22 protein-coding genes are annotated in these 24,948 nt (G+C 43.8%); 9 read left to right on the top strand and 13 right to left on the bottom strand.

The window, feature by feature from the left end; genetic code table 11:
• The 5 genes from sctC to ACWPOD_RS08120 all read right to left on the bottom strand — a co-directional run bounded on the left by sctC (position 1) and on the right by ACWPOD_RS08120 (position 5,325).
• A complete protein-coding gene (sctC, locus tag ACWPOD_RS08140) occupies positions 1–1,875 on the bottom strand; it encodes a type III secretion system outer membrane ring subunit SctC (protein ID WP_047009833.1) in 1,875 nt (624 codons plus the stop codon).
• Complete coding sequence (locus ACWPOD_RS08135) at positions 1,872–2,300, bottom strand: YscB family type III secretion system chaperone (RefSeq protein WP_074191269.1); 429 nt, start codon at positions 2,298–2,300, stop codon at positions 1,872–1,874. Before ACWPOD_RS08135 ends, sctC begins: the two co-directional genes overlap by 4 nt.
• A 12-nt stretch (positions 2,301–2,312) precedes the next feature.
• Positions 2,313–3,293: a T3SS regulon anti-activator ExsD domain-containing protein gene (locus ACWPOD_RS08130; RefSeq protein ID WP_152814876.1), complete on the bottom strand. Its 981-nt coding sequence runs from the start codon at positions 3,291–3,293 to the stop codon at positions 2,313–2,315.
• A 148-nt stretch (positions 3,294–3,441) separates the two neighbouring features.
• Positions 3,442–4,302, bottom strand: a complete 861-nt coding sequence (locus ACWPOD_RS08125) for a helix-turn-helix transcriptional regulator (RefSeq protein ID WP_456231761.1) — start codon at positions 4,300–4,302, stop codon at positions 3,442–3,444.
• 615 nt (positions 4,303–4,917) lie between these two features.
• A complete protein-coding gene (locus ACWPOD_RS08120; RefSeq protein WP_134646525.1) occupies positions 4,918–5,325 on the bottom strand; it encodes a YscW family type III secretion system pilotin in 408 nt (135 codons plus the stop codon).
• Positions 5,326–5,712: 387 nt separating this feature from the next.
• Here ACWPOD_RS08120 and exsC point away from each other — a divergent pair, with 387 nt between their 5' ends.
• On the top strand, positions 5,713–6,159 hold the full coding sequence (gene exsC / locus ACWPOD_RS08115; RefSeq protein WP_167426523.1) for a type III secretion system regulatory chaperone ExsC: 447 nt from the start codon (positions 5,713–5,715) through the stop codon (positions 6,157–6,159).
• An 8-nt stretch (positions 6,160–6,167) separates the two neighbouring features.
• Complete coding sequence (gene exsE2, locus ACWPOD_RS08110; RefSeq protein WP_005397379.1) at positions 6,168–6,473, top strand: T3SS regulon translocated regulator ExsE2; 306 nt, start codon at positions 6,168–6,170, stop codon at positions 6,471–6,473.
• Positions 6,474–6,607: 134 nt separating this feature from the next.
• On the opposite strand, the gene exaC is transcribed toward exsE2, so the two are convergent.
• On the bottom strand, positions 6,608–8,128 hold the full coding sequence (exaC, locus tag ACWPOD_RS08105; RefSeq protein ID WP_065646409.1) for an acetaldehyde dehydrogenase ExaC: 1,521 nt from the start codon (positions 8,126–8,128) through the stop codon (positions 6,608–6,610).
• 239 nt (positions 8,129–8,367) lie between these two features.
• Between exaC and ACWPOD_RS08100 the strand changes: the two genes are divergently transcribed.
• A complete protein-coding gene (locus tag ACWPOD_RS08100; protein WP_456231760.1) occupies positions 8,368–10,128 on the top strand; it encodes a sigma-54-dependent Fis family transcriptional regulator in 1,761 nt (586 codons plus the stop codon).
• A 60-nt stretch (positions 10,129–10,188) separates the two neighbouring features.
• Here the strand turns inward: ACWPOD_RS08100 and ACWPOD_RS08095 are convergent, their stop codons facing one another.
• Positions 10,189–10,326: a hypothetical protein gene (locus ACWPOD_RS08095; RefSeq protein WP_005464410.1), complete on the bottom strand. Its 138-nt coding sequence runs from the start codon at positions 10,324–10,326 to the stop codon at positions 10,189–10,191.
• A 575-nt stretch (positions 10,327–10,901) separates the two neighbouring features.
• On the opposite strand from ACWPOD_RS08095, the gene ACWPOD_RS08090 reads away from it, so the two are divergent.
• Positions 10,902–11,105, top strand: coding sequence for a hypothetical protein (locus tag ACWPOD_RS08090; RefSeq protein WP_005464314.1), 204 nt, complete (start codon positions 10,902–10,904; stop codon positions 11,103–11,105).
• A gap of 10 nt (positions 11,106–11,115) precedes the next feature.
• Here ACWPOD_RS08090 and ACWPOD_RS08085 read toward each other — a convergent pair whose 3' ends face one another.
• The 4 genes from ACWPOD_RS08085 to zwf form a co-directional block, all read right to left on the bottom strand.
• Positions 11,116–11,643, bottom strand: a complete 528-nt coding sequence (locus ACWPOD_RS08085) for a hypothetical protein (RefSeq protein ID WP_041852947.1) — start codon at positions 11,641–11,643, stop codon at positions 11,116–11,118.
• Positions 11,644–11,874: 231 nt separating this feature from the next.
• Entirely contained in the window at positions 11,875–13,323 is a 1,449-nt protein-coding gene (gene gnd, locus ACWPOD_RS08080) for a decarboxylating NADP(+)-dependent phosphogluconate dehydrogenase (protein ID WP_134646517.1), read from the bottom strand.
• A 37-nt stretch (positions 13,324–13,360) separates the two neighbouring features.
• A complete protein-coding gene (gene pgl / locus ACWPOD_RS08075; protein ID WP_152814862.1) occupies positions 13,361–14,077 on the bottom strand; it encodes a 6-phosphogluconolactonase in 717 nt (238 codons plus the stop codon).
• On the bottom strand, positions 14,074–15,576 hold the full coding sequence (gene zwf, locus ACWPOD_RS08070; protein WP_005397367.1) for a glucose-6-phosphate dehydrogenase: 1,503 nt from the start codon (positions 15,574–15,576) through the stop codon (positions 14,074–14,076). The genes pgl and zwf overlap by 4 nt, the downstream gene beginning before the upstream one ends.
• 539 nt (positions 15,577–16,115) lie before the next feature.
• Here zwf and ACWPOD_RS08065 point away from each other — a divergent pair.
• Together ACWPOD_RS08065 and ACWPOD_RS08060 are read left to right on the top strand one after the other, a co-directional pair.
• Entirely contained in the window at positions 16,116–17,048 is a 933-nt protein-coding gene (locus ACWPOD_RS08065; protein ID WP_456231759.1) for a helix-turn-helix domain-containing protein, read from the top strand.
• Between the two features lie 117 nt (positions 17,049–17,165).
• The gene (locus ACWPOD_RS08060) at positions 17,166–19,301 is read left to right on the top strand and encodes a TonB-dependent siderophore receptor (protein WP_456231758.1); all 2,136 of its coding nucleotides are present in this window, start codon (positions 17,166–17,168) and stop codon (positions 19,299–19,301) included.
• Between the two features lie 91 nt (positions 19,302–19,392).
• Here the strand turns inward: ACWPOD_RS08060 and ACWPOD_RS08055 are convergent, their stop codons facing one another.
• Together ACWPOD_RS08055 and ACWPOD_RS08050 are read right to left on the bottom strand one after the other, a co-directional pair.
• Positions 19,393–20,079 carry a response regulator gene (locus ACWPOD_RS08055; RefSeq protein ID WP_456231757.1) on the bottom strand — a complete coding sequence of 229 codons (687 nt, stop codon included), beginning with the start codon at positions 20,077–20,079 and terminating at the stop codon, positions 19,393–19,395.
• Positions 20,076–21,695 (bottom strand): ATP-binding protein, encoded by a 1,620-nt coding sequence (locus tag ACWPOD_RS08050; RefSeq protein WP_456231756.1) that lies wholly within the window; start codon positions 21,693–21,695, stop codon positions 20,076–20,078. The genes ACWPOD_RS08055 and ACWPOD_RS08050 overlap by 4 nt, the downstream gene beginning before the upstream one ends.
• A 477-nt stretch (positions 21,696–22,172) precedes the next feature.
• On the opposite strand from ACWPOD_RS08050, the gene ACWPOD_RS08045 reads away from it, so the two are divergent.
• The 3 genes from ACWPOD_RS08045 (at position 22,173) to ACWPOD_RS08035 (ending at position 24,930) form a co-directional block, all read left to right on the top strand.
• Positions 22,173–22,400: a hypothetical protein gene (locus ACWPOD_RS08045; RefSeq protein WP_005377125.1), complete on the top strand. Its 228-nt coding sequence runs from the start codon at positions 22,173–22,175 to the stop codon at positions 22,398–22,400.
• 130 nt (positions 22,401–22,530) lie between these two features.
• On the top strand, positions 22,531–23,946 hold the full coding sequence (locus tag ACWPOD_RS08040) for a TolC family protein (protein ID WP_258620295.1): 1,416 nt from the start codon (positions 22,531–22,533) through the stop codon (positions 23,944–23,946).
• Between the two features lie 3 nt (positions 23,947–23,949).
• Positions 23,950–24,930 (top strand): HlyD family secretion protein, encoded by a 981-nt coding sequence (locus ACWPOD_RS08035; protein ID WP_258620297.1) that lies wholly within the window; start codon positions 23,950–23,952, stop codon positions 24,928–24,930.
• The last annotated feature ends 18 nt before the right edge of the window (positions 24,931–24,948 follow it).

The following is a 24,948-nucleotide window of genomic DNA, read 5'->3' as shown; positions in this document are numbered from 1 at the left end:
TTAAGGCTCCTCTGATGGACGCACACACTCACTTTGTGAGTCATCGCATTCCAATACTTTTACACGCCAACCCTTTTGCCCTGTCGGCAATTGGCACTGCGTCAATTGAGACGACTGTTGCTGTGACAATAAGTCTTGCTGATAGCGCTCCGCTTGAGTCTTTGATGTGCAGCTATACACTTCGACGACCGATTTAAATTCAGCACTGTTGTTGGAAATGTTGTTGAGCTTGCCAATGCTTGGTCGCAGATCGTACTCATTACCAATCAACACACTATCGCCAATACCATCCACAACGATTCGCGGTTCTAGAATAAACATGCGCACCGTGCGGCGTTTAGTGTTGGTATTACTTCTAAACAACGCACCTAAATATGGGATGTCTCCCAACAGTGGTACTTTACGTAACTGATGACTCACTTCATCTCGATAAACACCACCGATGAGCAAGCTCTGTCCTTGCTTCACCGTCGCCAAGGTACTGATTTCAGTTTTTCGAACGGAAGGAAGGTCGTCGACACCACCATCGGTAATCTTTGCCCCGTCTTCGAGATGAAGGCTCAGGTTAATTTCTGGTCGGGCTGCAAACCTGTCACCAACGATACGCGGGACAATTCTCAGTAACGTGCCATACGTGACCTCTTCCAGTGCTGCGGTCTCTTTACCAACCAGCTTGACGTAAAACGTGCTGCTGTTGTTCAGTACCGCTTCGACATTTTCTTGGGTTAACAGTGTTGGTCTTGAAACCACTTGAGCACTGCCTTGAGATTCCAATAATCGGATTTGAGCCAACAGGTAATTCAGATTGGTTGAATCAAGCAAAGACTTAAAATTTTGTCCGCTGCCGAGAGTCACATCACCCGAACTCACATCCCCTGTTGTTTTGATATCAACAATTCGATTATTTCCGACAGACACTCCCGCTCGCCAATCCACGCCTAACTGACTTAAATCGTTGGCACTGATGTCGACAATCGATAACGCAACTTCAATTCTTGATTGCGGTTGGTCCAATTGAGCGACCAGTTTGCGATAGAGCGGTAATCGCGCTTGAGTATCACGAACAATAATCGCATTAAGGCCCGGCTCTGCTTCAACCGTTGCTCCGCCATGAACTGAGGCGGTTTTATTGCTTTTTACAGGCTTATCTGAACTGGTAACTTCTTTGTTCGATGCACTCGTCACTTGAGTTTGAACACCAGACACGACTCGCTTTAAAACCGATGCGATACCAGGAACCGTAATTGTCTGATCTCGATATGCAATTTCTCTGTCCGTTGCAGAAGCGTACTTCAAAGGAATTATTTCAACGAATAACTCGTCGGTTGAATTCGATTTCTGCAGCAGGCGCGTTTCTAATGCTTCGGCCGTTTGTACAACTAAGTCGACATAACGTGGAGGACCTGCAAGATAAACCAACCCTTTACTTTCAGCGGCTCTCCACCCATAGCGCGAATCCCACACTCCAGTGGAAATTAACGTGCTTCGTAGCTCTCTGGCGGTCAATAATTCTAATTGGAGTAAACGTGAGCGCGTTTCTGTCGCCTTATAGACATGTAAGACGGCACCATCGAAATACCACATCAAGTTATAGACTTGCGATAAGTAATCGAGGAACTCAGCCGGATCATCAGGAGTAAAACGTCCACTCACTCGATCATTAACTTTGTCACTCACCGAAACCGAAACGCGATAGTTTGCGCCAAAGTTATTCAACAACTCTTTTAATGAGTCGTTATCTGCATAGTATCGGAATGGTTGTTCGGGCCAGTGTAAGTCTGTTGCTTGTGCGAATCCCAACGGAGCAAAGCTCACAGCACACAACAGTATCTTAGTGGCAGCACGTCTGATGTTCGGAAAGACTTTTCGCATCATGGCAACCACACATTATGATTAATCGTGTGGTTCACGCGCTCTTGCTCCAATAATGCCATATAACGCTCACATAGATTAACGTGCTTGGAAAGCAAAGAAGAGAACAGCTCAATCGAACAGTCCTCGATCCTCACTTTGCTTTGTAAAATCAGCTGCTGATCATCATTCGCTGTTAGTACGCAGCCATCTTCACGGATTGTTTTTAATGAGAGCTGCATGCAACGTTGTAGCGCTTGTTCTTGTTGATAATCTAGATGCTCTTTAAACTGGAAGGGTAAAGCCGCTTCCCATAAAAACCATGATGCGTGTTGTTTGATGGTCAGTGACAACTGATCAACCTCGATGTTGTAAGAACCATTTTCTGAGGCAATAAAATCCCCTACCTTTAGCGTTTCCGCTAAAGATTTCATCATCTTATCTAACATTTAACGCCCTATTTAAATCTGGCTGAGGTGATTGCAAGCCTGGCCGCACTGGCCGCTTTGAGTGTCAAAATAGTAGTGATCGATGTCGCCAACAATTTGCATGCTCTTGAACCACTGCCATACTTTCGCAACCGCATTTTGGTCGTTGTAAACCACATCACATGCATCCCAGACTTCGTTCAGCTCAGGAGCTTCAAGTCGAACTTCCGAACACCACTTTTTCCACTCAGAGATAAACTGAGCAGTCGTAGAAGTGTACTCTGCGAACCCTTTAAGCTCGTCTAGGGACGGTTGCCACTTCTCAATTAACGAACGATGACATTCAATCACTTGCATCTGTTGTTCGCTCAACGTCCCGAGTTGATCTTTCAACTGGTGTTGTTGGCGCTCAATTAAATCGAGCTGCTGTTGCACAAACACCGCACTGGTGTCCTCTCCCAATAGTTTCGACCAATATTCCTTTTGAATATCGAGCTGATTGATAAGCTGTTCCACTTTAATGGAGGCATGCAAAGCGCTTTGATCAACTTGACGGTTAATCCACTCGTTTAGCGATAAATGAAAACAAAGCATCAACGTTTTTGGTACCGCTAAATTGAAGCGAAAACCAAGACGCGCGTTGATGTATTCCAGTCTTTGTTCAAAGGTCACGAGTGTGCGGCTATCACTGAGCTGCGACCCAATTTCCAAAAATAAACGCATGGCGAATCGGTCAAGCGACGCACCGAGCTTTTGATACGTTTTCACCAACTGGCTTGCGCACAGGCTGTCGACGACGCTTCTATCCAACAAGCGCTGAAGTAAAGATAACTGTTCATAATTAATGACGCCTTCACTCAACAATTGTCGGTGATTGACGTGCACAACATTGAAATCCTGCGTTGATCTAGAAGCACTTTCATATCGAGCTCCTCTCTGCAAAACAGTCACTTTCCGTTGTGTCACAATGCTGTCTGGAAAAAGCGAACGGCGTCGCCAATGCTGCTTTTTCATTTATGTTCGTCTCCGCACCCCTCTCGAACGATCCAGAAAGAAAGAGGTGTAATAATTTTTAATCGTTCGTTGTTACATGACGCATAATAGAATTTACGCTGATGAGTGACTTTCAAAATTAGTCAGAAAATTTTAGTCCCAAGTCATTTCATTTCGCGATAGCTACTTGATCGTCTCCCGAACGTACACGGCTTGGCGTCGTTCCAAAACGACGGCGGTAACTCTGCGTAAAGTAAGACTGACTAGAAAACCCAGCCTCCATCGCCACATCCACGATGCTCATCTTGCTCGTCAACAGGAGTTTATGAGCGTGCAACAATCGGCGCTCACTGATCCAAGCTCTTGGAGAAATGCCATAGTGCTCATTAAATAGCTCTTTAAAAGTCGTTAAGCTAGCACCAAACTCTTGCGCATAGTCAGTCAACTTCCACTCTTTGAGGTAGTGTTGTTCCATAAATCGACGTAACCGTTCCGATGTTCGGTTAGTTTGTTGTGACAGCAACGCATAGAGTGATTCTCCCCCTTTGCCGTGCAGCAAAAGAATGAGTAACTCTTCATATTTTAGGCACATGATCGCATCTGGATACGCCTGTTGCTCAAGCGTCTGCATGCTGGAAAGCACTTGCTCTACGAGTATGTTCAAACCAAAAGTAAACAAGCCAGAACAAACTTTATCTACCTTGGGCAGCATCATCAAAAGATCACTGTGCTTCTGTAATAGCTGGCTAACGAGTTCATTGTCGTAGGTTATAATCGACGCTTTGTATGCCCCGTCTAAGGGCAAATACTCGAATAAGTAATCCCCTTGGGATAGAAACACCCCGTTTTCTGCCGCGACATCGATTGTGCAATCACCTGTTTGAACTCGAAGCTGACCATTGTGAACGACAACAATGTGAGATTGGTCTGAGTGAAATACTTCGTCAGATTTTTCATAGCGGGAAAAACTACGAATTTTTCGCGAGCTCGAGCCGACCTTTTCTGTGTTTAGTTGGCCTGACACATCCATTTTCTACCCTTCATTATTTTGAGTTTCTCAGTACGAGTGTTGAGAAACTTTCAAAGCAATACTTTGATTGTTGTTATTTCTAAGTACTGCTATATCAATTAAAGAAGCAAAGAAAAGAGCATAGAAGTTCATATCACTTACCATACCCCCCGAATAATTAGCGAATATCCTAAGCATTACCCTTACCTAAAGGTAAAAGTTTATCTTAGTAAACTCTGCTGTCCGTCTTTATTATTTTTATCAGATAGCGTTTATTATTAGCCAAAACTTAAATATCATTTCGTTATTAAAGTTTAGGATTTTTGTTATACATTAGAATAAAATTAAATAGATTATGGTATCGTTTATCGAACAAACTGAAATTTCCAAAATCTTAAAATTGTATGTTTTATAGCCTAAAACGCCAAGCCAACGTGTTCAAGGAGCGAGATATAATCATAAAGAATGCTATTTTTGCAACAAGTATAAGTCTAAAAAACAACTGACCCGATGACTTAAACCATGTGATTAATGTTTGTAAAAAACAACAAAACTTTCACAACAGGAAAGAGCAAATCTTTATTTTTAATAATTTAGTAAGGTCTAATTAAATGTAACCGATTACTTTTCATCTGGTTATTTTTTTGGCACGAGTATCAAGTTTTCCTGTTTTCCCTCCACTGAAAATAAATAGTTCTTTTCTTTTTCCGCTACAAGTTCCCCATTCGAGTATAGCTTTCCAATTATCTTCATGTTTCCGTCACCAGCTTGAATCGGTGCAATTAAAAATGAATACTGTACGGGTAATTGAACGCCTTGGTAGTGCTGCAATGCAGATCTAAGACACTGATTTTCAATCACTTTACATATTTCCACATCAAGAGACGTAATCGAAGGTGGAAAGTATCCATCGACAGAAACCCAACCATAGAGTGTCGCCTGACTCTTTGTGTCAAAGCTACCTTCCCTTACAATCGGCACAGATTGACTACACCCACTTAGTAGGAATAGTCCGACAAAACCAGCCCACATAGAATTGTTCATTATGACACCATAAACTTATTTTATAGACTTAGTTCATTTTAATTTCACACAATTCTTTATGTAAAAATATAAAAGATCAACTTATATTTATACTACAAGTGGACAATAAATCGCATTCTTCAACAACACATATTTAACATTAGATTTAATTTAACTCATCGTGACTGCACCTTAATACACTTTCAATTAGGCGGGTATATTAGAGAACAAAGATATTTAAATATCTAAGAAGCACCACAATATGCATCAGAGCACATTTGTTATCGCTGTTCTATTTAGCTCACCGAAATTAAAAACCAAAATATAATAACAACCGACCAATATTGATAAACATGAAGAGATACATCTAATATTTTCCTTGATAAAATTTCAAAAGGGACTATTCCTATGTCAGCACGCCAAACTATCGATGAGATTTTGCTAAAGTTTGCTCATCAAATAGGCTTGCCTGCACTGCATCTAACGGAAAATGAAGTAAGCTTAGCGTTTGATGATAATCTAATAGTGCATATCATCTTTCATCCTGAATCGACAACCCTCCAGCTCGAAGCTGAGATTGTTGGTCTTCAAATCGTTAATTCCGATCTCTATCGTTCTTTCCTAGCCTTTAATTATCACTGGCCTGAGCATCAATTATTCTTTAGTTTAGATAATCATCGACATGTACTCTGTTTAAACCGACTCATTAACATTAAGCGACTGGATTATGAGTATTTTGAAACTGCTTTGGCGGAATTGTTGACGCAAAGTGAGTCGTGGGAGTCGTTATTGTCTGCTCATGTCGCCACTGCTGAGGTAGCTCCGATGCCACAAACTTTAGACTTAAGAGTTTAGGTGTCTCTATGTCCAACGACATCCAATCTAAATACACTAACTTACCGGTTCATGAAGTAAAGCAAGCACAGCAAAGTGATGCTCTGCCACAAGGAACGTTTCATGGCCGCAAAGTGACCCTACTCTCTTCATCAGAAAGCAGTTTGGCTCGAATGAGCTCTAAAAGAGAACTTAGCGAATGTTTAAACCAGTTTGCGAGTCTTGAGTCTTGTAATCGCGTCTTGGATTTTGATCAGCAGTTTAGTCTTGAAAAGCAAAACACCGCGGTCGAAAAACTACTTGAACGAAAAGTGACCGTAATTCAACGTTCCTGATCACGCAATATAAATGGGTTCAAAATATAAATTTCACGTATATACACCCTCCCACCCGCAAGCCCATGCAATAAAAAACCCCGAAGGCTCGGGGTTTTGGTTAGTACTGCTTTTTCTTTGTTAACTACTTCAATTTAGAAGAAGCCTAGTGGATCAACACTGTAGCTAATCAATAGGTTTTTCGTATTTTGGTAGTGATCCAGCATCATCTTATGTGTTTCACGTCCAATACCTGACTTTTTATAGCCACCGAACGCAGCGTGTGCAGGGTAAGCGTGGTAGCAGTTAATCCAAATTCGACCAGCTTCGATATTACGGCCCATACGATATGCGACGTTCGCATCACGAGTCCAAACGCCTGCGCCTAAGCCATATTCGGTGTCGTTCGCGATTTCCAGAGCTTCCGCTTCATCTTTAAACTTAGTGATGGCAATGACGGGGCCAAAGATTTCTTCTTGGAAAATACGCATCTTATTGTGGCCTTCCAACATCGTTGGCTGAATGTAGTAACCCTGATTGATTGACTCTGGCTGTTCAGATACGCCACCACCAAAGACCACTTTTGCGCCTTCTTCACGGCCGATTTCGAGGTAACTTAAAATCTTATCAAACTGTTCTTGAGAAGCCTGAGCACCAACTTGAGTATCGGTATCGAGCGGGTTACCTTGCTTGATTAACTGCGCACGTTCCGTCAATTTCTCTACAAACTTATCGTAAATCGCTTCATGAACTAATACGCGAGATGGACAGGTACAAACTTCGCCTTGGTTGAAGAAACCAAGTAGCGTACCTTCGATACACTTGTCGAGGTACTCATCTTCGTAATCGAAAATATCTGAGAAGTAGATGTTTGGAGATTTACCACCTAGCTCCACTGTCGATGGGATCAAGTTGTCTGCTGCACATTTTAGAATGTGATTACCAACCTGTGTTGAACCGGTAAACGCTAACTTCGCAATGCGGTTGCTGGTTGCAAGCGCTTGGCCCGCTTCTGAACCAAAACCATTAACAACGTTGATGACGCCCGGAGGCAGTAGATCACCGATCTTTTCCATAAGAACCAGAATCGACGTTGGAGTTTGTTCTGCTGGCTTCAATACCACGCAACAACCTGCCGCAAGTGCCGGTGCCAGTTTCCAAGCCGCCATCAACATAGGGAAGTTCCAAGGGATGATTTGACCAACTACGCCAATCGGCTCTGGGAAGTGATAGCTTGCCGTGTGCTCATCCAGCTCCGCCGCACTGCCTTCTTGCGCGCGAATACAGCCAGCAAAGTAACGGAAATGATCCACCACCAAAGGTAAATCCGCAGCCAAGGTTTCACGAACTGGTTTGCCGTTTTCCCATGTTTCTGCAACCGCAAGTTCTTCTAAATGCTGTTCAATACGGTCTGCAATTTTCAGCAAAATGTTCGAGCGTTCGGTCACGCTGGTTTTCGCCCACTTTGCTTTGATGTTGTGTGCTGCATCCAAGGCTAAGTTGATATCTGCCTCGCCAGAACGGGCAACTTTACAATACGCTTGCCCGTTGATTGGTGAGATATTGTCAAAGTACTCACCGCCCGTTGGTTTTACCCATTCTCCACCGATAAAGTTATCGTAATGCGATTTGAAATTAACGATGGCATTTTCACTACCTGGCTGTGCATAGATCATAACTCTTCCTTTTGTTTCTCGTTCAATGTGTTATTGCAGTGTCGTATCGCACTGTTCACAAAGAGCATTACGCAAGTCACACGCCAACTACACCACACTTGTTGTTAATTAAATGTAAAACTATGATTACCAAGCGATAACAAACCAAGTGAGCGATGTTTGAGCGGATGTATGGTGTGAACACCAATGTTCAAGTGTTCCAAAATGGCACACCCTCACTGTGACAAAATGGTACAGTCATGGAACTTCAACACATTAGCGATAACAATTGGCTTTCAACTTCATGGATCCGAAGTGAACAGGCGGGTTTAAAACAGCGTCGACGCCCTGAAGATATTCGAGTGACACCAGCGACACTTCAAGATAGGCGTCACCAACTCAACTTCTTATTGGAAACCGTCACCCAGTTTGCTCTCCCGCTGTTCAATCAGCTTTTTGCTCATAGTGACAGCCGCTTAATTCTGACGGATGCCGACGGCGTCATCATCGGCAGTTGGGGACAACCTAAGTTCCGCGAGAAGTTGACCGAAATTGCGCTAAGCTCTGGTGCGTGCTGGCAAGAAAAGGTCAAAGGCACCAACGCGATTGGGACTGCGATAGTTGAAGCAAAACCGGTCTCAGTCATCGGCGATCAACACTTCATCCAACATCATCGTTTTATTAGCTGCTCGGCCAATCCTATTTTCGATCATCTTGGTCATTTGATTGGCGTGCTAGATATCACCAGCGAACAAAAGAAACATGATTTCTCAACGCAAGTTCTGGTACAAAACATGGTTCAGCAAGTTGAAAATCAATTGCTTAACTTGATTCCACAAGGGCATATTCGTGTGGATTTGGCGTGTGAAAAAGGCTTACTAAACAGTGGATGGCAAGGCATTATCATCGCTAATGAAGATGGACAGATTCTCGCGCACAACCAAGTTGCTTCTCAGCTCCTCGCGCAACAAAACGTCATCGGGCAATCGCTCGACGACATTCTTTCTATCCAAAGTGCCGACCATCCTTTCGTGTTCAAAACAAAGCCGTTGACCGACAAAAAAGTGAAGTCTCGTTCCGTTACCGCTTCCAATGATCTGCATTACAGCGATTCTACTGTCGAACATTGCTGGCAACAAGCCAATCGCGTTATCGATAAAGACATCAGCTTACTGATTCTCGGAGAAACTGGGGTTGGTAAAAATGAGTTTGTGAAAGCGCTACATAAAAACAGCCAGAGAAAAACGGGGCCGTTGGTTTCCGTTAACTGCGGCGCACTACCAAAAGATTTGGTTGAGTCCGAATTGTTTGGCTACGTGGCTGGTGCATTTACTGGCGCAAACAGCAAAGGCTATCAGGGAAAAATTCGCCAAGCACACAAAGGGATTTTGTTTCTGGATGAAATCGCAGATTTACCCTTGGAAGCTCAAAGCCGTTTACTGCATGTATTGCAAGATAAAACCGTGCTTCCTGTGGGTTCAAACCAAAATGTTCAAGTCGATACGCAAATCATTGCGGCCACACATAAAGATCTCGAGAACTTGGTTAGCGAAGGATTGTTCCGTCAAGACTTATACTATCGCCTCAATGGTTTGATCATCGAATTGCCTCGCTTCGAAGAGCGAGATGATAAGCAACAACTGATCGCAAATATCCACCGACGTCATGCTGAATCTGAACAACAACTTTGCCCTCACCTACTTTCTCTGCTGCTTTCTTACTCTTGGCCAGGAAACTTGCGTGAACTCGATAGTTTAATCAAAGTATCCGCGTTAATGGCGCAAGGTGAAGAAACGTTAGAGCTCGCTCACGTACCGACTCACCTGAGTAAGAAGCTCAGCCAAGCTCAAGACGTAACAACCGCTACAGAGCCGACATTAAAACTGCGTGCAACCGTCGAAGACAAACTGCTCAAAACATATCAAGCCAATCAGGGGAACATCAGCAAAACATCTCGTATGCTTGGCGTCAGTCGAAATACGATTTATAGAAAGCTGAAAAACCTCGGCATATTGGGTTAATCCATAATCTCAGATACAAAAAGAGCACCTTTGCGGTGCTCTTTTTATTTGAAACCTAGCTTACAGGCCGCCTTGTTGTTGAGCCTGTTTTACTAATGCCTGACGTTGAGTTTCCTTCTCAGAGATCACTTGGTTGTCCTTGTGTATTTCCTGATCCAATTCTGCCGGAATGAAAACAAAGTACTTGTTAAGAGTCATCTTAGAACCTCAATTTGTTGTGTTAATCACCTTCTTGGTCAACGTAAACAACACCAGAAAAACACGTTTTACTGGATCCTTGTTGCTGGTTTCAAAAAATAGAGGATGTTCATTTATTAAACATCCTCCATGTGGGCGCTAATTATAGGCGTAGTTCAAAGGCTTACCTAGCACTCTTTTTCGCCTTTCTTGCAACCTTAGTTTCATTCTCAAATCTGATGCAATCACATATATTCAATAAAGTATTGTTAAGCAAAGAAAAGTGATTTTCATCGTGACTGATCATGAGGATGAGCTTCCCGGAATTATTGACTTGAAATTACGCCTAGTAAACTCGAAGGCTGCAATAATAGCGTTAAAAGGCCTTAATCCGCACAGCAAAAACTTTGAAGTGATAGACAAATGCATTCATATATTTGTAAATCCGTTTATGGATTTGTCTACCAGTTCAATATTTCACCTTTTTTGAGAAATCTTTAGCCGCTTTTTTGTGTGAAACGCCAAAAAAGAACAGACAATCAAAGCGTGGTATATGACCACACTTGTCTATCCCCACTCAGCTTTGGGAGGCGTTTATGAAAAGTAACAAACTTGGCCATGTGATGTCTTTCAGCAGAATGTTTTCCTTCATTGCGTTTTTGACAGCTACATTCGCATGGATTCTTAGCATGTATGCCCTATTTACTGTTTCTGTAGTGGCTCTTGTGGTCAGCGCAATTCTCTACCTCAAAGACAGGTTTTATCAAAACAAGAAAACGACCACAGAAAAGAGCGCCTAGGCGCTCTTTTCTATTGAATGTAATTTTCCTGTGACTTGATATAGTTATCAATCCGTTCGAGTTCGTGAAAATAGCCATACACCGCAATGCGATTAATCTCAGCATCCAAGCAAAGCCTCTCATCTTTCACCATAGCTTCAATCGACATCCCACTGGACGCGATTGTGAAAGGTGGGCACGCTGAGTAACCATTATTTTCTGCAATATACTTCAATCGCCCAAATTCCAAAATTTGAACTGGAATAGCAACGATAAGGGACAAGACAACTGTTATGGTTATCACTTTAATCGGCACTTTGACTAACTGTGTCGTTCGATCAAATAAAATATAAACCAATAATGTAGGACACAAGAGTAAGCTTGCGATACTTAAAACATATGACGCATCAATGTAGACCACTTGAAAGCCACTACTGAGCTGAAGCGGTAGAGATTCGAAAGCGAAATGATGATAAAGGCGATAAATGGAGTAAATGATCAGTAATATGAAAATAAGCAACACGAAAGCTGTGTAAAATGGGGGCTTCTGTTGTGTCATTTCTATTACCTTGACCTTGTAGTTGAGGAGATGCAAGAGAGCGGCTTGGCTTCATCTTCGAAAAGAAATATTAAACTGCTAGCAAAAGCATGCTTTCCCATTTCTGAGAAGTGCGTAACGAGTCAAGGTTTGATGTAACTTTAAAATCTACCAATATCTCAATATCTTACGGACACAAAAAAGGATGCCAATTGGGCACCCTTTTGCTTTTATCCGTTTACTGACTGCGGATTACACGTCGTAAGTTGTAGACGCTGTGTCGCCGCCTGTACCAGTCCAGTTAGTGTGGAAGAATTCACCACGCTCACGGTCGATACGCTCGTAAGTGTGAGCACCGAAGTAGTCACGTTGAGCTTGCAGTAGGTTCGCAGGTAGACGAGCTGTTGTGTAACCGTCTAGGAACGTTAGTGCAGAAGTCGTACATGGCATTGGGATGCCTGCTTCCAGAGACTTAGCTGCAACTTTACGCCATGCTACTAGGCTGCTTTGTAGGATACCTTTGAAGTAATCATCAGAGCCTAGGAATGCTAGTTCTGGGTTTGCTTCGTATGCATCACGGATGTTGCCTAGGAACGCAGAACGGATGATACAACCACCACGCCACATAAGAGCAACGTTACCGTAGTTTAGATCCCAGCCATTCTCGTTTGATGCTTCGCGCATTAGCATAAAGCCTTGAGCGTAAGAGATGATCTTAGACGCTAGAAGCGCTTGACGTAGTGCGTCAACCCACTCTTGCTTGTCACCTTCTACTGGCGTGATTGTCTTACCGAACAGTTTCTCAGCTTCAACACGTTGATCTTTTAGTGCAGATAGGCAACGAGAGAATACTGACTCAGAGATAAGCGTTAGTGGAATACCTAGGTCTAGTGCGTTGATACCCGTCCATTTACCTGTACCTTTTTGGCCAGCAGTGTCTAGGATTTTTTCAACTAGAGGTTCACCATCTTCGTCTTTGTAGCCAAGGATGTCAGCCGTGATTTCAACTAGGTAGCTATTTAGCTCAGTGTTGTTCCACTCAGCGAATACCGCTTGCATTTCATCTGCAGACATACCAAGGCCGTCTTTCATGAACTGGTAAGCTTCAGTGATCAGCTGCATGTCGCCGTATTCGATGCCGTTGTGAACCATCTTAACGAAGTGACCTGCACCATCGTTACCAACCCAATCACAACAAGGCTCGCCAGCGTCAGTTTTCGCAGAAATACCTTGGAAGATAGGCTTAACCGCTTCCCAAGCTTCTGGAGCGCCGCCAGGCATGATAGATGGGCCAAAACGTGCACCTTCTTCACCACCAGATACACCTGTACCGATGAAGTGGATACCTTTTTCGCGTAGTGCTGCAACGCGACGGTTTGTATCTGGGTAGTTCGTGTTACCACCGTCGATGATGATGTCGCCTTTGTCTAGTAGAGGGACTAGAGCGTCGATGAATTTATCGACAACGTCACCTGCGCGAACCATTAGCATCACTTTACGTGGCGTTTCTAGCTTCTCTACTAGTTCTTCTAGAGAGTATGCACCGATGATGTTCGTGCCTTTCGCTGGTCCTTCCAGAAACTCGTCTACTTTGGCAGCAGTACGGTTGTGAGCTACCACTTTAAAACCGTGGTCGTTCATGTTTAGGATAAGGTTTTGACCCATTACCGCTAGGCCAATTACACCGATATCACCTTTCATTGTTTCTCTCCAATTTTGTTTCATTGACGAGCAGCGTTTAAGCAATTTTTGCTGCTGCGTCCAAATCTAAATACCATTCCGTCAGGCCAGATTTCGCTTGAATCTTAGCCGCTGGGTATGGCAGTGCGTGTGCAGGTGAACTGTTGATCTCTTCAACGATGTCCGCTTTTCCTGCACCCAGCACTAAGTAACTGATGCGTTTTGCTGCTTCTAAAACGCGTGCCGTTTTTGACACACGAAGCTGGCCTGACTCAGGATGAGGCGCCACAAGAGATAGATTCGCATCATCATAATTGGTTTGGCCAGGGAACAGAGAAGCGGTGTGACCATCTGCACCAACACCTAATAAGATCCAGTCAAACACAGGGGTTCCGTTTTCAGTCGGAATCACCTCTGACATCTCTTTCGCAAAGCGTTCCGCTTCCACTTTAGGGTCATCTTCACCGCGTATACGGTGGATGTTTTCTGTTGGAATGTTTACTTGGCTAAACAGTAGCGCGTTCGCTTCTCCGTAGTTGCTTTCCGCATCGTCAGGTGCGACACAACGTTCGTCACCCCACCAGAAGTGGAGATTTTGCCACTGAATAGAGGTTGCGTAAGCCTCTGAAGCCAACAGTTTGAACAGCATTTTAGGAGTGCTGCCGCCAGAAAGAGAGATGTGAACAGGTCGGCCCATTTCGCTGAACGCTTTCATGTCGTTAGCTAGGCTTTCAACTACCTGCTCTGCTGTTTGGTAGATCTTATGGTTGATCATAGTTCACAGTAATCCGTATCTGTTAAGTTTTTACATGGGAAGCGCCAAGCGCGACCATCACGCTGTAGCAGGTCGTCTGACTCTTTAGGACCCCATGTGCCGCATGCGTACCCGAAGAGGGATTGTGGATCTTGTTTAAAATCTAAAATTGGCTGTACGTACTGCCAACACGCTTCCACCGCATCACTACGTGCAAATAGCGTAGCATCACCATTCAAAGCATCAAGTAGAAGACGCTCATACGCAGTTAGCATTTGCGTTTCTTGTAGGTCAGCGTAATGGAAGTTCATTTTCACTTCTTTCGCTTCAAAACCTGCGCCTGGCTCTTTCAAGCCAAAGCTCATTTGAATGCCTTCGTCTGGCTGAATGCGAATGATCAGCTTGTTTTCTGGTGCGTTTTGACCAAACACTGGGTGCGGTGTTTGTTTAAAGTGGATAACCACTTCAGTAACGCGTGTTGGAAGACGCTTACCAGTACGCACGTAGAATGGCACGCCATTCCAACGCCAGTTGTTAATGTATGCTTTCAAACCGATGTAAGTTTCGGTACGAGAATCATCTGCAACCCCCGGCTCTTCACGGTAGCCACGTAGACTTTGTCCACGAACTTCAGAAGCGGTGTATTGACCTAATACTAGATCGTTACGCAGAGCGTTTTCGTCCAAAGGTTTTAGACACTGGAGTACTTTAACGACTTCATCACGCATCGAATCTGCATTGATCTGTGCAGGTGGCTCCATACCCACCATCGCCAATACTTGTAGCAGGTGGTTTTGGAACATATCGCGCACGGCACCCGAGTTGTCGTAGTAACCACCACGCTCCTCTACGCCGAGGAATTCTGCGCCCGTGATTTCAACATAATCAATGAAGTTACGGTTCCAAAGCGGCTCAAACATCGCGTTTGAGAAACGAAGTACAAGAAGGTTTTGTACCGTCTCTTTACCTAAGTAATGGTCAATTCGGTAGATTTGATGCTCTTGGAAGTGCTCGTGAATTTCTTTATCCAGAATACGCGCTGATTCAAGGTCATAACCGAATGGTTTCTCAATAATCAGGCGTTTCCAACCATCTTCTTCTTTGTTTAGGCCGTGTGCTGCAAGACTTGCAGGAATCACACTGTATAAACTTGGTGGGGTTGCTAAGTAGAAAAGCGTATTGCGCTGATCGAAACGATATTCGTCAGCAAGTTGGTCTAAACGAGAAGATAGCTTACTGTAATCTTGTGTGTCAGAAGTATTGATAGCTTGGTAGTGCAGATGGTTAATAAATGCATCAAGCGTTTCTGGCTCAGTCTTTTCCATTTCCTGAAGCGATTTTTTCAGCTTCGCGCGGTAAGACTCATCACTGTATTCAGTGCGACTTACACCCAGAATGGCAAAATTTTCTGGAAGCTGCTTGTTCGCATAGAGGTGGTATAAAGCAGGAATGAGCTTACGATATGTAAGGTCACCTGAAGCACCAAAAATAACGATGCTGCTGTTTTCTGGTATTACCATCATCTTTCCCTTAAAAACGAGGTACTTATTGTGTGCCCGGATACGGCTAAAGGATGAGCCAACCCTATCAATGGCACCTCAAAATAGAAAATTGGTCTTACCTATTACGTTGATAGGTAAAGTCTATAGGCCCAAAGAACCTCAAGAAGTAGCACTCCCAAATCTGTTGGAAACACGACGTATTAAGGTCATTTAGGTCACTTATGTCTCAAAAGTACACACTGTACTCGCTGGAGGAGAGTCCGACACGGTGCAGTATTGTCTACGACTATTTGATTTACATCAACACTTGCCAGTGCAAACGTTTAAATAAGTTGCACAAAACATCATAAATATTTGTATTTTATGGATAAAAAAAGTTGCACTAACGTAAGACAAAAATTAAGCAAAAACTCTAATATGGACAATCCTTACCCACCCTTGCAATCCATTACAATTTTATTGTGATCTATGTAGCCTGAATTTTATCCTCTCACTCTATTGATAATGATACTCAATTAAAGATAATGAGGATACTATTAATGCGAAAGTAGAATGTCATGAAACCAGGCACAAAGAATCTGCACCCGATAAACCGAATACACACTGTGCTTGATTACATTCACAACAATCTAGATATCGCACTTAGTGTGGATGAAATCTCGAAAGCAAGCTGCTGGTCACGTTGGCAACTGCAACGAGTTTTCCAGCAACACACTGGCGTATCCGTCGCTCACTATATTAGAGAGCTTAAACTAAGCCTTGCAGCTGAACGCTTAATCCATACATCAGATCGCTCGTTAGATATTGCGATAGAAATGGGGTTTGCTTCTGAACATGCATTCAGTCGAGCGTTCAAAAATATGTTTTCAAAGAGTCCTCGGGATTATCGTAAAGCTCAGCAACTAACGGGCTTGAGGCAACCTTTAACATTGCGCGATACACCAGAAGACGAAAATAGACATAAGTGCTTTATCGAAGTTCGAATAGAAACAAAACCTGCTTTTGTGCTTGCTGGTTATCATGAACCTATTTATGGATTGTTTTCCGCAACGCCCAACTTCCAATCCAAGGTGCCCTCGCTGTGGTCACAGCTCTATTCATCAGAAAACCATACTCATCTGGAAAGAAACTATCTTGGTGTGATTGACGTAACAAAAGCGTATTCAAGCAACCAGCAACTCGAGTATTGGGCAGGTTATGAGTACAACTCAGCGTCAAAAACTTCAATATCCAAAGTCTCTACGCAAGAACCAGATCTTCTGGTTGTTCCTAAGCAAACCTACGCAGTGATTACGCACATAGGTAAAGCATCAAATCTAGCGGCGACGCTTGAGTGGTTCATTTTGCACTGGCTCCCCTATTCCAATTATCACGGTATTGATGGCTACGAGTTAGAAGTTTATCCAGAAGACTATGATGTTGAGAGCGAGAATGCCCAAATGCATTACTGGATACCTGTCAAACCGAACGAAGCCATGACCATTAGATAAAAGCCTAAGCACTTAGGTTCTGGCTTTGCACCAAATTGTTAACTTTTCCTATTTCTTTAGCTATAGAATGCAAACAACAATCATTATCAACAAATAAAAGTAGTGGAATTAATAAATATGGAAAGTCCGAATCGATTTCATCGTTCTGCGGTTGCAGTCGTGGTATCCGCGCTTATTGCTGGTCACGCCAGTGCCACTGAGAGCACTTCTCAGCACGAAACTATCACAGTACTTGGCGAAACATACCGAAACACCGCAACTAAAACCGTTTTAGAACCGGAAGAAACGCCGCAAGCGATCACGGTAATCACTAAAGATGACATGGACCTACGCGGCGTAAACTCGGTGAGCGAAGCATTGCGTTACGCGCCTGGCGTGAATACAGAGCTGCGTGGCGGTGCCGTTTCCCGACTTGACCTATTCAATATTCGTGGTTTTATTAACTACACCAACTTTTATGATGGTCTTCCTTTGCTGTACAACGGCTGGAACCTTCAACCTCAGGTCGATTCCGTTGCCCTTGAACAAATCGAGGTTTTTAAAGGGCCAACGTCTGTTCTTTACGGCAATATTCCACCAGGAGGTATGGTCAATATTATCGCCAAGGCGCCTCAGTCAACACCTTCGCACTCTGTCTCGATTAGTACTGGGACTAACAGCCTAAAAGAACTGACGTTCGACACCACAGGACAAATTGGTGACTCTAATGTTGATTACCGTATTATCGGCCTCGCAAAACAGCGAGATGGTCAAGCCGATACTTCTGAAGACGAACGTTATGTCCTCGCTCCATCTTTCAATTGGCAAGCGACAGAAAGCACCTTAGTCAACGTGAATGTTTACTATCAAAATGATCCATCAGCAGGTATCTACACGACCGTGCCAGCGTCTGGCTCAGTGATTGACAACCCACTTGGCTCGATGTCACCAAGCACTTATTTGGGGGATGAGGACTGGAACACTTACGAACGCGAAGTTCTGATGATGGGTTACAAAGTCCAACACGACTTTAACAACAATTGGCAATTTCTACAGAATGCCCGCTACATGACCGCCGATGCCTATCAGGAAAACACATATAACGGCGCACTTGAGGCGGATAACCGTACCGTTGGTCGAAATGCCTATTTAACCGATGAAAAGTCCAAATCCTTTGTGATTGACAACCAACTATCTGGCTACGTTAAAACAGGAAATTTTGAACATAACTTATTGTTCGGGCTTGATTATCAGTATCTAGATTCGGATGTAAAATACAAAGATACGCTTGGGTATTCGCTAACTCAGGACATCTTTAATCCTGACCACAACAGCATTGATCGTAATGCACTGAATTTTCAATACAAACAAAACTTAGATATCAAAACGAAGCAAATTGGCGTTTATTTGCAAGATCAAGTTCGTTACGACCAACTTGTAATGATTGCGGGTCTTCGTTGGGATAAATACGATTCAAATACAGACGCCGTGAGCGATTACCTAGGAGCAATATCCAACAGCAAGGAAGAGTTAGACGACACCAACGTATCTTTCCGAGTCGGCGGTTTGTATGAACTCGACTTCGGCCTATCCCCATACCTTACTTACTCCGAGAGTTTTGAGCCGATTGCGGGTGCAGATGCCACAGGCAAAGCGTTTGAACCATCAACCGGGCATCAGTGGGAACTCGGTTTTAAATACGCACCATTATCTGGTGATATCTCAGGTAATTTAGCGTTCTTCCATATTACGAAGAAAAACGCGATCTTGACCGATCCGAATAATCCTTATGCACCGAACTATCAAGCGGGCGAAGTGGTATCACAGGGTGTTGAACTAGAGGCAAAGTGGCAAGCCACAGCACAAGCTGATTTCACTCTAGGCTACACGTATACCGATATGGAGATTACCGAAGACAGTTATTACAACCAAGAAGGTAAAACGCCGGTTTGGGTGCCTGAGCAAACTGCCTCTCTTTGGGCCAATTACTTCTTTGAAGGAAATCTTTCAGGCCTTCGTACCAGTGCTGGCGTTCGCTATGTCGGAGAAGCACAAATTGATGCTCAAAACAGCGAAAAAGTGCCTGACTACACCGTGTTTGATTTGGCAGCAAGTTACGATTTCTCAACGGTATCTGAATCAATGAAAGGGGCTAGCGTCACGCTTTCTGCAAGCAATCTATTCGATAAAGAATACTATTCTTGTTACGACAAAAATAACTGTTGGTTTGGCGCTGAGAGCTCTATTGAAGCGAAGTTAGAATACAACTTCTAACCTCTTAGAGCGGAACAACAGTAATTTGTAAAGCGATGGTTTCTACAATAAGCCATCGCTTTTTATTTTGCATAGAGTATCAATATAAACGCTACCGCGTCACTTTTTTATAGCACCTTTCAGGCCTACCTACCGACCCATAGTTTAAATCAGCCTCTAGTTCGCCAGTACTGATCAGATACTCCAAATAGCGCCTTGCCGTTGTTCGGCTCGCACCAATCTTTTCGCCTGCCTCATCAGCGGTCAGCACACTACCACTTGGGAACAACTCTTTGATCTTATCTAAGGTTACACCATCAATTCCTTTCGGTAATCGGTTCGGCAAGTTGTCTTGATTGGCGTGAGACTGCAGCATTTTATCAACGAGGTTCTGATCCAAACTCTCTACGATGTCTAGTTGTTGGCGTTGGGACACATACTTTTTCAGTGCGGCGTCTAAGCGTGGAAACATCACTGGTTTGAGTAGGTAATCAACGACTCCCCCTCTCATTGCCTGTTGTAGCGTATCGACATCCCTTGCCGCGGTAATCAAAATGACATCACACGTTTGGTTGTTCGCACGTAATGTATTGAGTATCTCAAGCCCTGTTCCATCAGGAAGGTATACATCCATCAACAAGAGGTCTGGCTTAAGAATATCGAGTTGCATTTCCGCTTCAATTCTCGTGGTCGCAATGCCGACCACTTCCAAACCTGCCAATTGGCTTAAGTATTTGTGGTGCAGCTCAGCAATAGCCAGATCATCTTCAATGATCATTACGCGAGTCGCCATACTCATAATTGTTCTTCCTTGGGTAAATACACCGTTATTCTTGTTCCATAATTTGTGTTGGGCATCATCTCAACATGGCCGTGATATCGAGTAGCCAACTGGTTGACAAGATGCAATCCTACCCCCCGATTTTGACGAGATTTCGTCGACACCCCTTTTTTAAATAGCACCTGCGGCTCTATATCGCTTGGTAAACCACAACCTTGATCTATCACCTCAAGTATCACTTCATTTCCGTAATCACTCACTGACACATCGATATTTCTGCGCTCCGATGCGACATTCGATTCATCACGAATCGAGGTTAACGTTGCGTCGAAAGCGTTATCAATTAAGTTGCCCAGAATGGTGACAAGGTCTTCCGAATTTAACCACTCAGGCAGAGGCTCCAAACGACTGCCTTCTTCAACCACCAGCTGTAAGCCTAACTCGCGAGCACGTTCTGTTTTTCCAAGCACCATACCAGCAATTAACGGGTCTTTAACGGTGTCTCTTAAAAATTCGATCATCGCTTGATAGTGTGCGGTTTCTTGCCCAATTAACTTTTGTACGGCATCCAGCTCACCCATCTGAACTAACCCGCTAATGGTGTTTAGCTTATTTCGATGCTCATGGGTTTGCGAACGTAATAAATCTGCATATTCTTTGGTTTGTGATAACTGCTCGGTTAGGTCGTTGATTTCATCCCTTAAACGGAAACTCGATACTGCCCCCACTATTTTTCCATCCACATAAATTGGCGAACGGTTTGCGATCAGACGTTTATGATTAAGGAATATCTCAATATCATGATCTTCCTGTCCGGTTTCTAGCACCGTATATAAGTCACTATCGCGTAACGTCTCAGTCAACGGTTTATTAAGAGCTGCCTCTCTATCAATACCGAGAATCTGACAGGCGCTACGATTGATCGAGCGAAGTATCCCTTGGGCATCAATACTTAACACGCCTTCTTTAATGGTACTCATCGTCACTTCTAATTCGCCGTACAACCGCCCTATCTCTTCAGGCTCGAACCCCAAAATGGCGCGCTGAAACTTTCTCGACGCATAATTGGATACAATGGCATTAGCGACAACAACTACGATGACCATTAAAATCAAAAAGGCCAAAAATGGCTCGATGCGGTCTTGCAGCCGGTCAAGCAAATAGCCAACCGAAACCACACCAATGATGTTCCCTTGCTCGTCAAAAATCGCAGCTTTACCACGAACTGAATAACCTAACGAGCCCTGTGCCGTCGAAACATAAGACAATCCCTGCTCTAGCGCTCGACGATTGTCGCCACCTCTCATTGGCTTGCCCAACCGCTCATCAACAGGGTGGATTAAGCGTACTCCCTTATGGTCGCCAATAACGATGAATGCAGCACCGATGGCTTCGGTTAATTCTCGGAAACGAAGTTGGTATGGCTGAGGATTTTGGGTTGCGACCATTTCGCGAACAACGGCGGAGTCTGCTAAAAAGCGGGCAACACCCAGTGCTTTTTCTCCCATTTCTTGCTCTTGATTGATTTTGAGATAAGTGAATCCTGCAGCGACAAGCAATAAAAGCTCTATCAACCCCGACAGCGTCATAATAATGAGCATTCGCTTACGAAAGCTAATCGTTTTCCAACTCATTGATACATCCTTATGATTCACTCCCAAGCGATTACGTTAACACTCAGTTAACAGCATGGCTTTGTTGCGGTGATAAATCTGTGAGGAAGGCAAGCAAACCGCAGAGTTTACGGTTAATTAATCGACGAGCTGAAACATAAAATTACAACCATTCACCAAATTTAGCATTCCTCTCTGATACTCAATTCCATACATAAATTGCCCTTTAAAACATGATCGTGATCACATCGATTTTAGCGGTTTTTGAGGCGTTTTTAGACTTTCCAACGTATAATTTTTAATCAACGAAACCATTGAGAGTTTCGGTTAGAAAGCAGTGAAGCTGGAAGTCTATTAAAAGCTCAACATTGATGTCAGTGATTTGGACACAAATAAAACAAAACACAAATACTGACTATATGACAAACACTTAGACACCATCTGAAAACTGGAAAACTATAAACAGAGGTGCATTTATAGTTAGAAGGAACACCAAACATGGAACGCGATACCTTTGGAATATGCCTGAATAAGGCGATGCTGTCAGAGAATATGTATTCAACGTTTACACACGTCAGGGCTTATGAAAAAAACGGAGGCGGTACTTCTGATCTCAAGGTCCTGTTATCGTTCCCTCAAATGAGTGGAAAAGACCTATTGAATACGATGCGAGGTTCTCGTCAGCTTGAGTGGAGAGCAGAGTTTCACTGTCCATATACGAAGTAAACTTGTAACATCTCCCGCGCCCAGCACAAACATAACTGGGCGCATACTACTACCCAATTTCCCCTCCTACTTAACACCAAGTTACGAATCCTTTATATTAGAGCTTATACTCTACGACAAAGCAGCCATTATGAAAAAAACAGGAAAGTTTTGGATACTGGGCTTACTTAGCAGCTCGATTTCCCTTGCCTGTCATGCGGCACCGATCACTTTTGATACCGCATGGCAGCTATTGCTAGAAAACAACTATTCTCTTAAAGCTCAACGCTCAAACGTCGAGAATTACCAATACCAAGAGAGTGCCACCAGCAATCTCAACTTACCTCAGGTTACCATTGGCGCGAATTACACGCGTTTAGATACCGATATCACGCTGTCGGGAAAACAGATCCTAGACAGCACAGGAACACACATTAACGTACCTCCTGCTTTTCAACCTATTTTTGGTGCCTTAGCTAATACCACTTCGACCATAACCGAACGCGATGTTTTCTCTTCGTCTATTCGTGCCATTTGGCCAATTTTTACTGGTGGTCGTATTTCTGCTGCTCAATCAGCAGCAGAAGGCAAAACAGATGAGGCTAAAAGCCAGCTTCTAATGGAACAACAAGCGCGCTTTGAAGATTTGTCGAAGTACTACTTTTCTGTCGTGCTGGCAAAGGAAGTACTCGCAACGCGGCAAGCGGTTGAAGCTGGACTAAAAAAGCATAGAGATTTTGCCATTAAGCTTGAAGAGCAAGGACAAATCGCACACGTTGAGCGCCTGCAAGCCGAGGCTTCTTTAGATAAAGCATCTGTAGAAACACGTAAAGCCGCTAGCGATTTGAGTATCGCTCAGGCCGCATTAGGTAAATTACTCGCACAAGATGACGCCGTAGAGCCCGCTGAATCTTTGTTTATCAACGACAGTCTTCCTCCTCTTACCGCTTTTGTCGATCAAACGTTGCTTACCTATCCGGGGTTAGACCTTCTGAGCGCTAAACACAAACAAGCCTCTAGCTTAATCAAAGCAGAAAAAGGGAAATACTATCCTGAAGTTTACCTTTACGGCGACTACAGCTTGTATGAAGACGACTCTCTCGCAAGCCAAATGAAGCCTGACTGGTTAGTTGGTGTTGGTGTCAGCATTCCACTGATTGAATCATCAGGGCGAAGCGAAAAAGTCAAAGCCGCTCAAAGCGTCGTCTCGCAGGTCGATTCATTAAAGTCCCAAGCCAAACAAGACTTATCGCTGTTAGTCCAAAAGACATACTTGGAGGCTCAGCAAGCCATTGATGAAGTACAAGGGCTCGCATCTAGCATTGAACTCGCTAACGAAAATCTGCGCTTGCGTGAAAAAGCATTTACTCAGGGTCTGTCGTCTTCTCTGGATGTTGTGGATGCACAGCTTTATGTCGCTAGTATAGAAACACAACGTTCAGCGGCGCGTTTCCGCTATTTAATATCTTTAACCAAGCTACTCGCATTGAGCAGTGAAATGAACAGCTTCGAACAATATCAAAATACCGCTTATATCCCTGCTTCAACATCCAAAGAGGTGAAATAAATCATGGCAGCTAAATCACTAAAACCCGTTTTACTCTCACTTTGTGCTTTGGGTGTTGTCTCTTGGGTTGGCTACCAATTTTACCAAGCCTATCAACCAGAACCGATCCGCTTACAAGGATTGATTGAAGCCCAGCAGTACAGCATTTCCTCAAAAGTTCCAGGCCGTATTGACGAGGTCATGGTCCGTAAAGGCGACGATGTAGAGAAAGGCCAGCTTATTTTTACCCTTCATAGTCCTGAAATTGAAGCGAAGTTAGAACAAGCAAAAGCAGGTGAAAAAGCGGCGGACGCCTTAGCTCAAGAAGCAGAGAAAGGCGCACGTGAGCAACAAATCCAAGCAGCAAAAGATCAGTGGATGAAAGCTAAAGCCGCCGCGAATTTAACGGAAAAAACCTACAATCGCGTGAATAACCTCTATAACGATGGCGTGGTTGCAGAACAAAAGCGCGATGAAGCTTTAACTCAATGGCAAGCAGCGAAATACACAGAAAGTGCCGCATTTCAAATGTACGAAATGGCAAAAGAAGGCGCGAGAAGTGAAACCAAAGTAGCTGCGGCGGAAAAAGCGCGCATGGCATCAGGTGCCGTAGCGGAAGTAGAAGCGTATGCGAAAGATACTCAGATCTACAGCTGGTTTGACGGCGAAGTCTCTCAAGTTCTACTTCAAAGTGGTGAATTAGCACCTCAGGGCTTCCCGGTTGTTACTGTGATAGATACAGAAGATGCCTGGGCGACACTTAATGTGCGTGAAGATTACCTTCAACACTTTAAAAAAGGAGCAACCTTTAATGCCTATTTGCCTGCCTTAAATAAAAATGTTGAGTTCAAAGTAACGCATGTTGCCGTTATGGGTGACTTTGCAACGTGGAGAGCAACCGATTCTTCTCAAGGTTTTGATCTTCGTACCTTTGAAGTAGAAGCTCGTCCAGCTCAACCCGAACCTGAACTGCGTATGGGAATGAGTGTTGTCGTTGAACTTTAATCACAACCACTAGGTTAA

Source organism: Vibrio sp. JZG120, assembly GCF_053890955.1.
The sequence above is the reverse complement of the archived record's forward strand: the minus strand, read 5'-3'. Positions and strand labels throughout refer to the sequence as shown.

Excerpts from the sequence above, each read along its gene's own strand:
- exsC (WP_167426523.1), top strand. The coding sequence starts at position 5,713 with ATGTCAGCACGCCAAACTATCGATGAGATTTTGCTAAAGTTTGCTCAT.
- ACWPOD_RS08085 (WP_041852947.1), bottom strand. The coding sequence starts at position 11,643 with ATGACACAACAGAAGCCCCCATTTTACACAGCTTTCGTGTTGCTTATT.
- sctC (WP_047009833.1), bottom strand. The coding sequence starts at position 1,875 with ATGATGCGAAAAGTCTTTCCGAACATCAGACGTGCTGCCACTAAGATA.
- ACWPOD_RS08090 (WP_005464314.1), top strand. The coding sequence starts at position 10,902 with ATGAAAAGTAACAAACTTGGCCATGTGATGTCTTTCAGCAGAATGTTT.
- ACWPOD_RS08125 (WP_456231761.1), bottom strand. The coding sequence starts at position 4,302 with ATGGATGTGTCAGGCCAACTAAACACAGAAAAGGTCGGCTCGAGCTCG.
- ACWPOD_RS08065 (WP_456231759.1), top strand. The coding sequence starts at position 16,116 with ATGAAACCAGGCACAAAGAATCTGCACCCGATAAACCGAATACACACT.
- ACWPOD_RS08060 (WP_456231758.1), top strand. The coding sequence starts at position 17,166 with ATGGAAAGTCCGAATCGATTTCATCGTTCTGCGGTTGCAGTCGTGGTA.
- ACWPOD_RS08120 (WP_134646525.1), bottom strand. The coding sequence starts at position 5,325 with ATGAACAATTCTATGTGGGCTGGTTTTGTCGGACTATTCCTACTAAGT.
- gnd (WP_134646517.1), bottom strand. The coding sequence starts at position 13,323 with ATGAAAGGTGATATCGGTGTAATTGGCCTAGCGGTAATGGGTCAAAAC.
- ACWPOD_RS08095 (WP_005464410.1), bottom strand. The coding sequence starts at position 10,326 with ATGACTCTTAACAAGTACTTTGTTTTCATTCCGGCAGAATTGGATCAG.
- ACWPOD_RS08100 (WP_456231760.1), top strand. The coding sequence starts at position 8,368 with ATGGAACTTCAACACATTAGCGATAACAATTGGCTTTCAACTTCATGG.
- ACWPOD_RS08045 (WP_005377125.1), top strand. The coding sequence starts at position 22,173 with ATGGAACGCGATACCTTTGGAATATGCCTGAATAAGGCGATGCTGTCA.
- ACWPOD_RS08050 (WP_456231756.1), bottom strand. The coding sequence starts at position 21,695 with ATGAGTTGGAAAACGATTAGCTTTCGTAAGCGAATGCTCATTATTATG.
- ACWPOD_RS08055 (WP_456231757.1), bottom strand. The coding sequence starts at position 20,079 with ATGAGTATGGCGACTCGCGTAATGATCATTGAAGATGATCTGGCTATT.
- exsE2 (WP_005397379.1), top strand. The coding sequence starts at position 6,168 with ATGTCCAACGACATCCAATCTAAATACACTAACTTACCGGTTCATGAA.
- exaC (WP_065646409.1), bottom strand. The coding sequence starts at position 8,128 with ATGATCTATGCACAGCCAGGTAGTGAAAATGCCATCGTTAATTTCAAA.
- ACWPOD_RS08035 (WP_258620297.1), top strand. The coding sequence starts at position 23,950 with ATGGCAGCTAAATCACTAAAACCCGTTTTACTCTCACTTTGTGCTTTG.
- ACWPOD_RS08040 (WP_258620295.1), top strand. The coding sequence starts at position 22,531 with ATGAAAAAAACAGGAAAGTTTTGGATACTGGGCTTACTTAGCAGCTCG.
- zwf (WP_005397367.1), bottom strand. The coding sequence starts at position 15,576 with ATGGTAATACCAGAAAACAGCAGCATCGTTATTTTTGGTGCTTCAGGT.
- ACWPOD_RS08135 (WP_074191269.1), bottom strand. The coding sequence starts at position 2,300 with ATGTTAGATAAGATGATGAAATCTTTAGCGGAAACGCTAAAGGTAGGG.
- pgl (WP_152814862.1), bottom strand. The coding sequence starts at position 14,077 with ATGATCAACCATAAGATCTACCAAACAGCAGAGCAGGTAGTTGAAAGC.
- ACWPOD_RS08130 (WP_152814876.1), bottom strand. The coding sequence starts at position 3,293 with ATGAAAAAGCAGCATTGGCGACGCCGTTCGCTTTTTCCAGACAGCATT.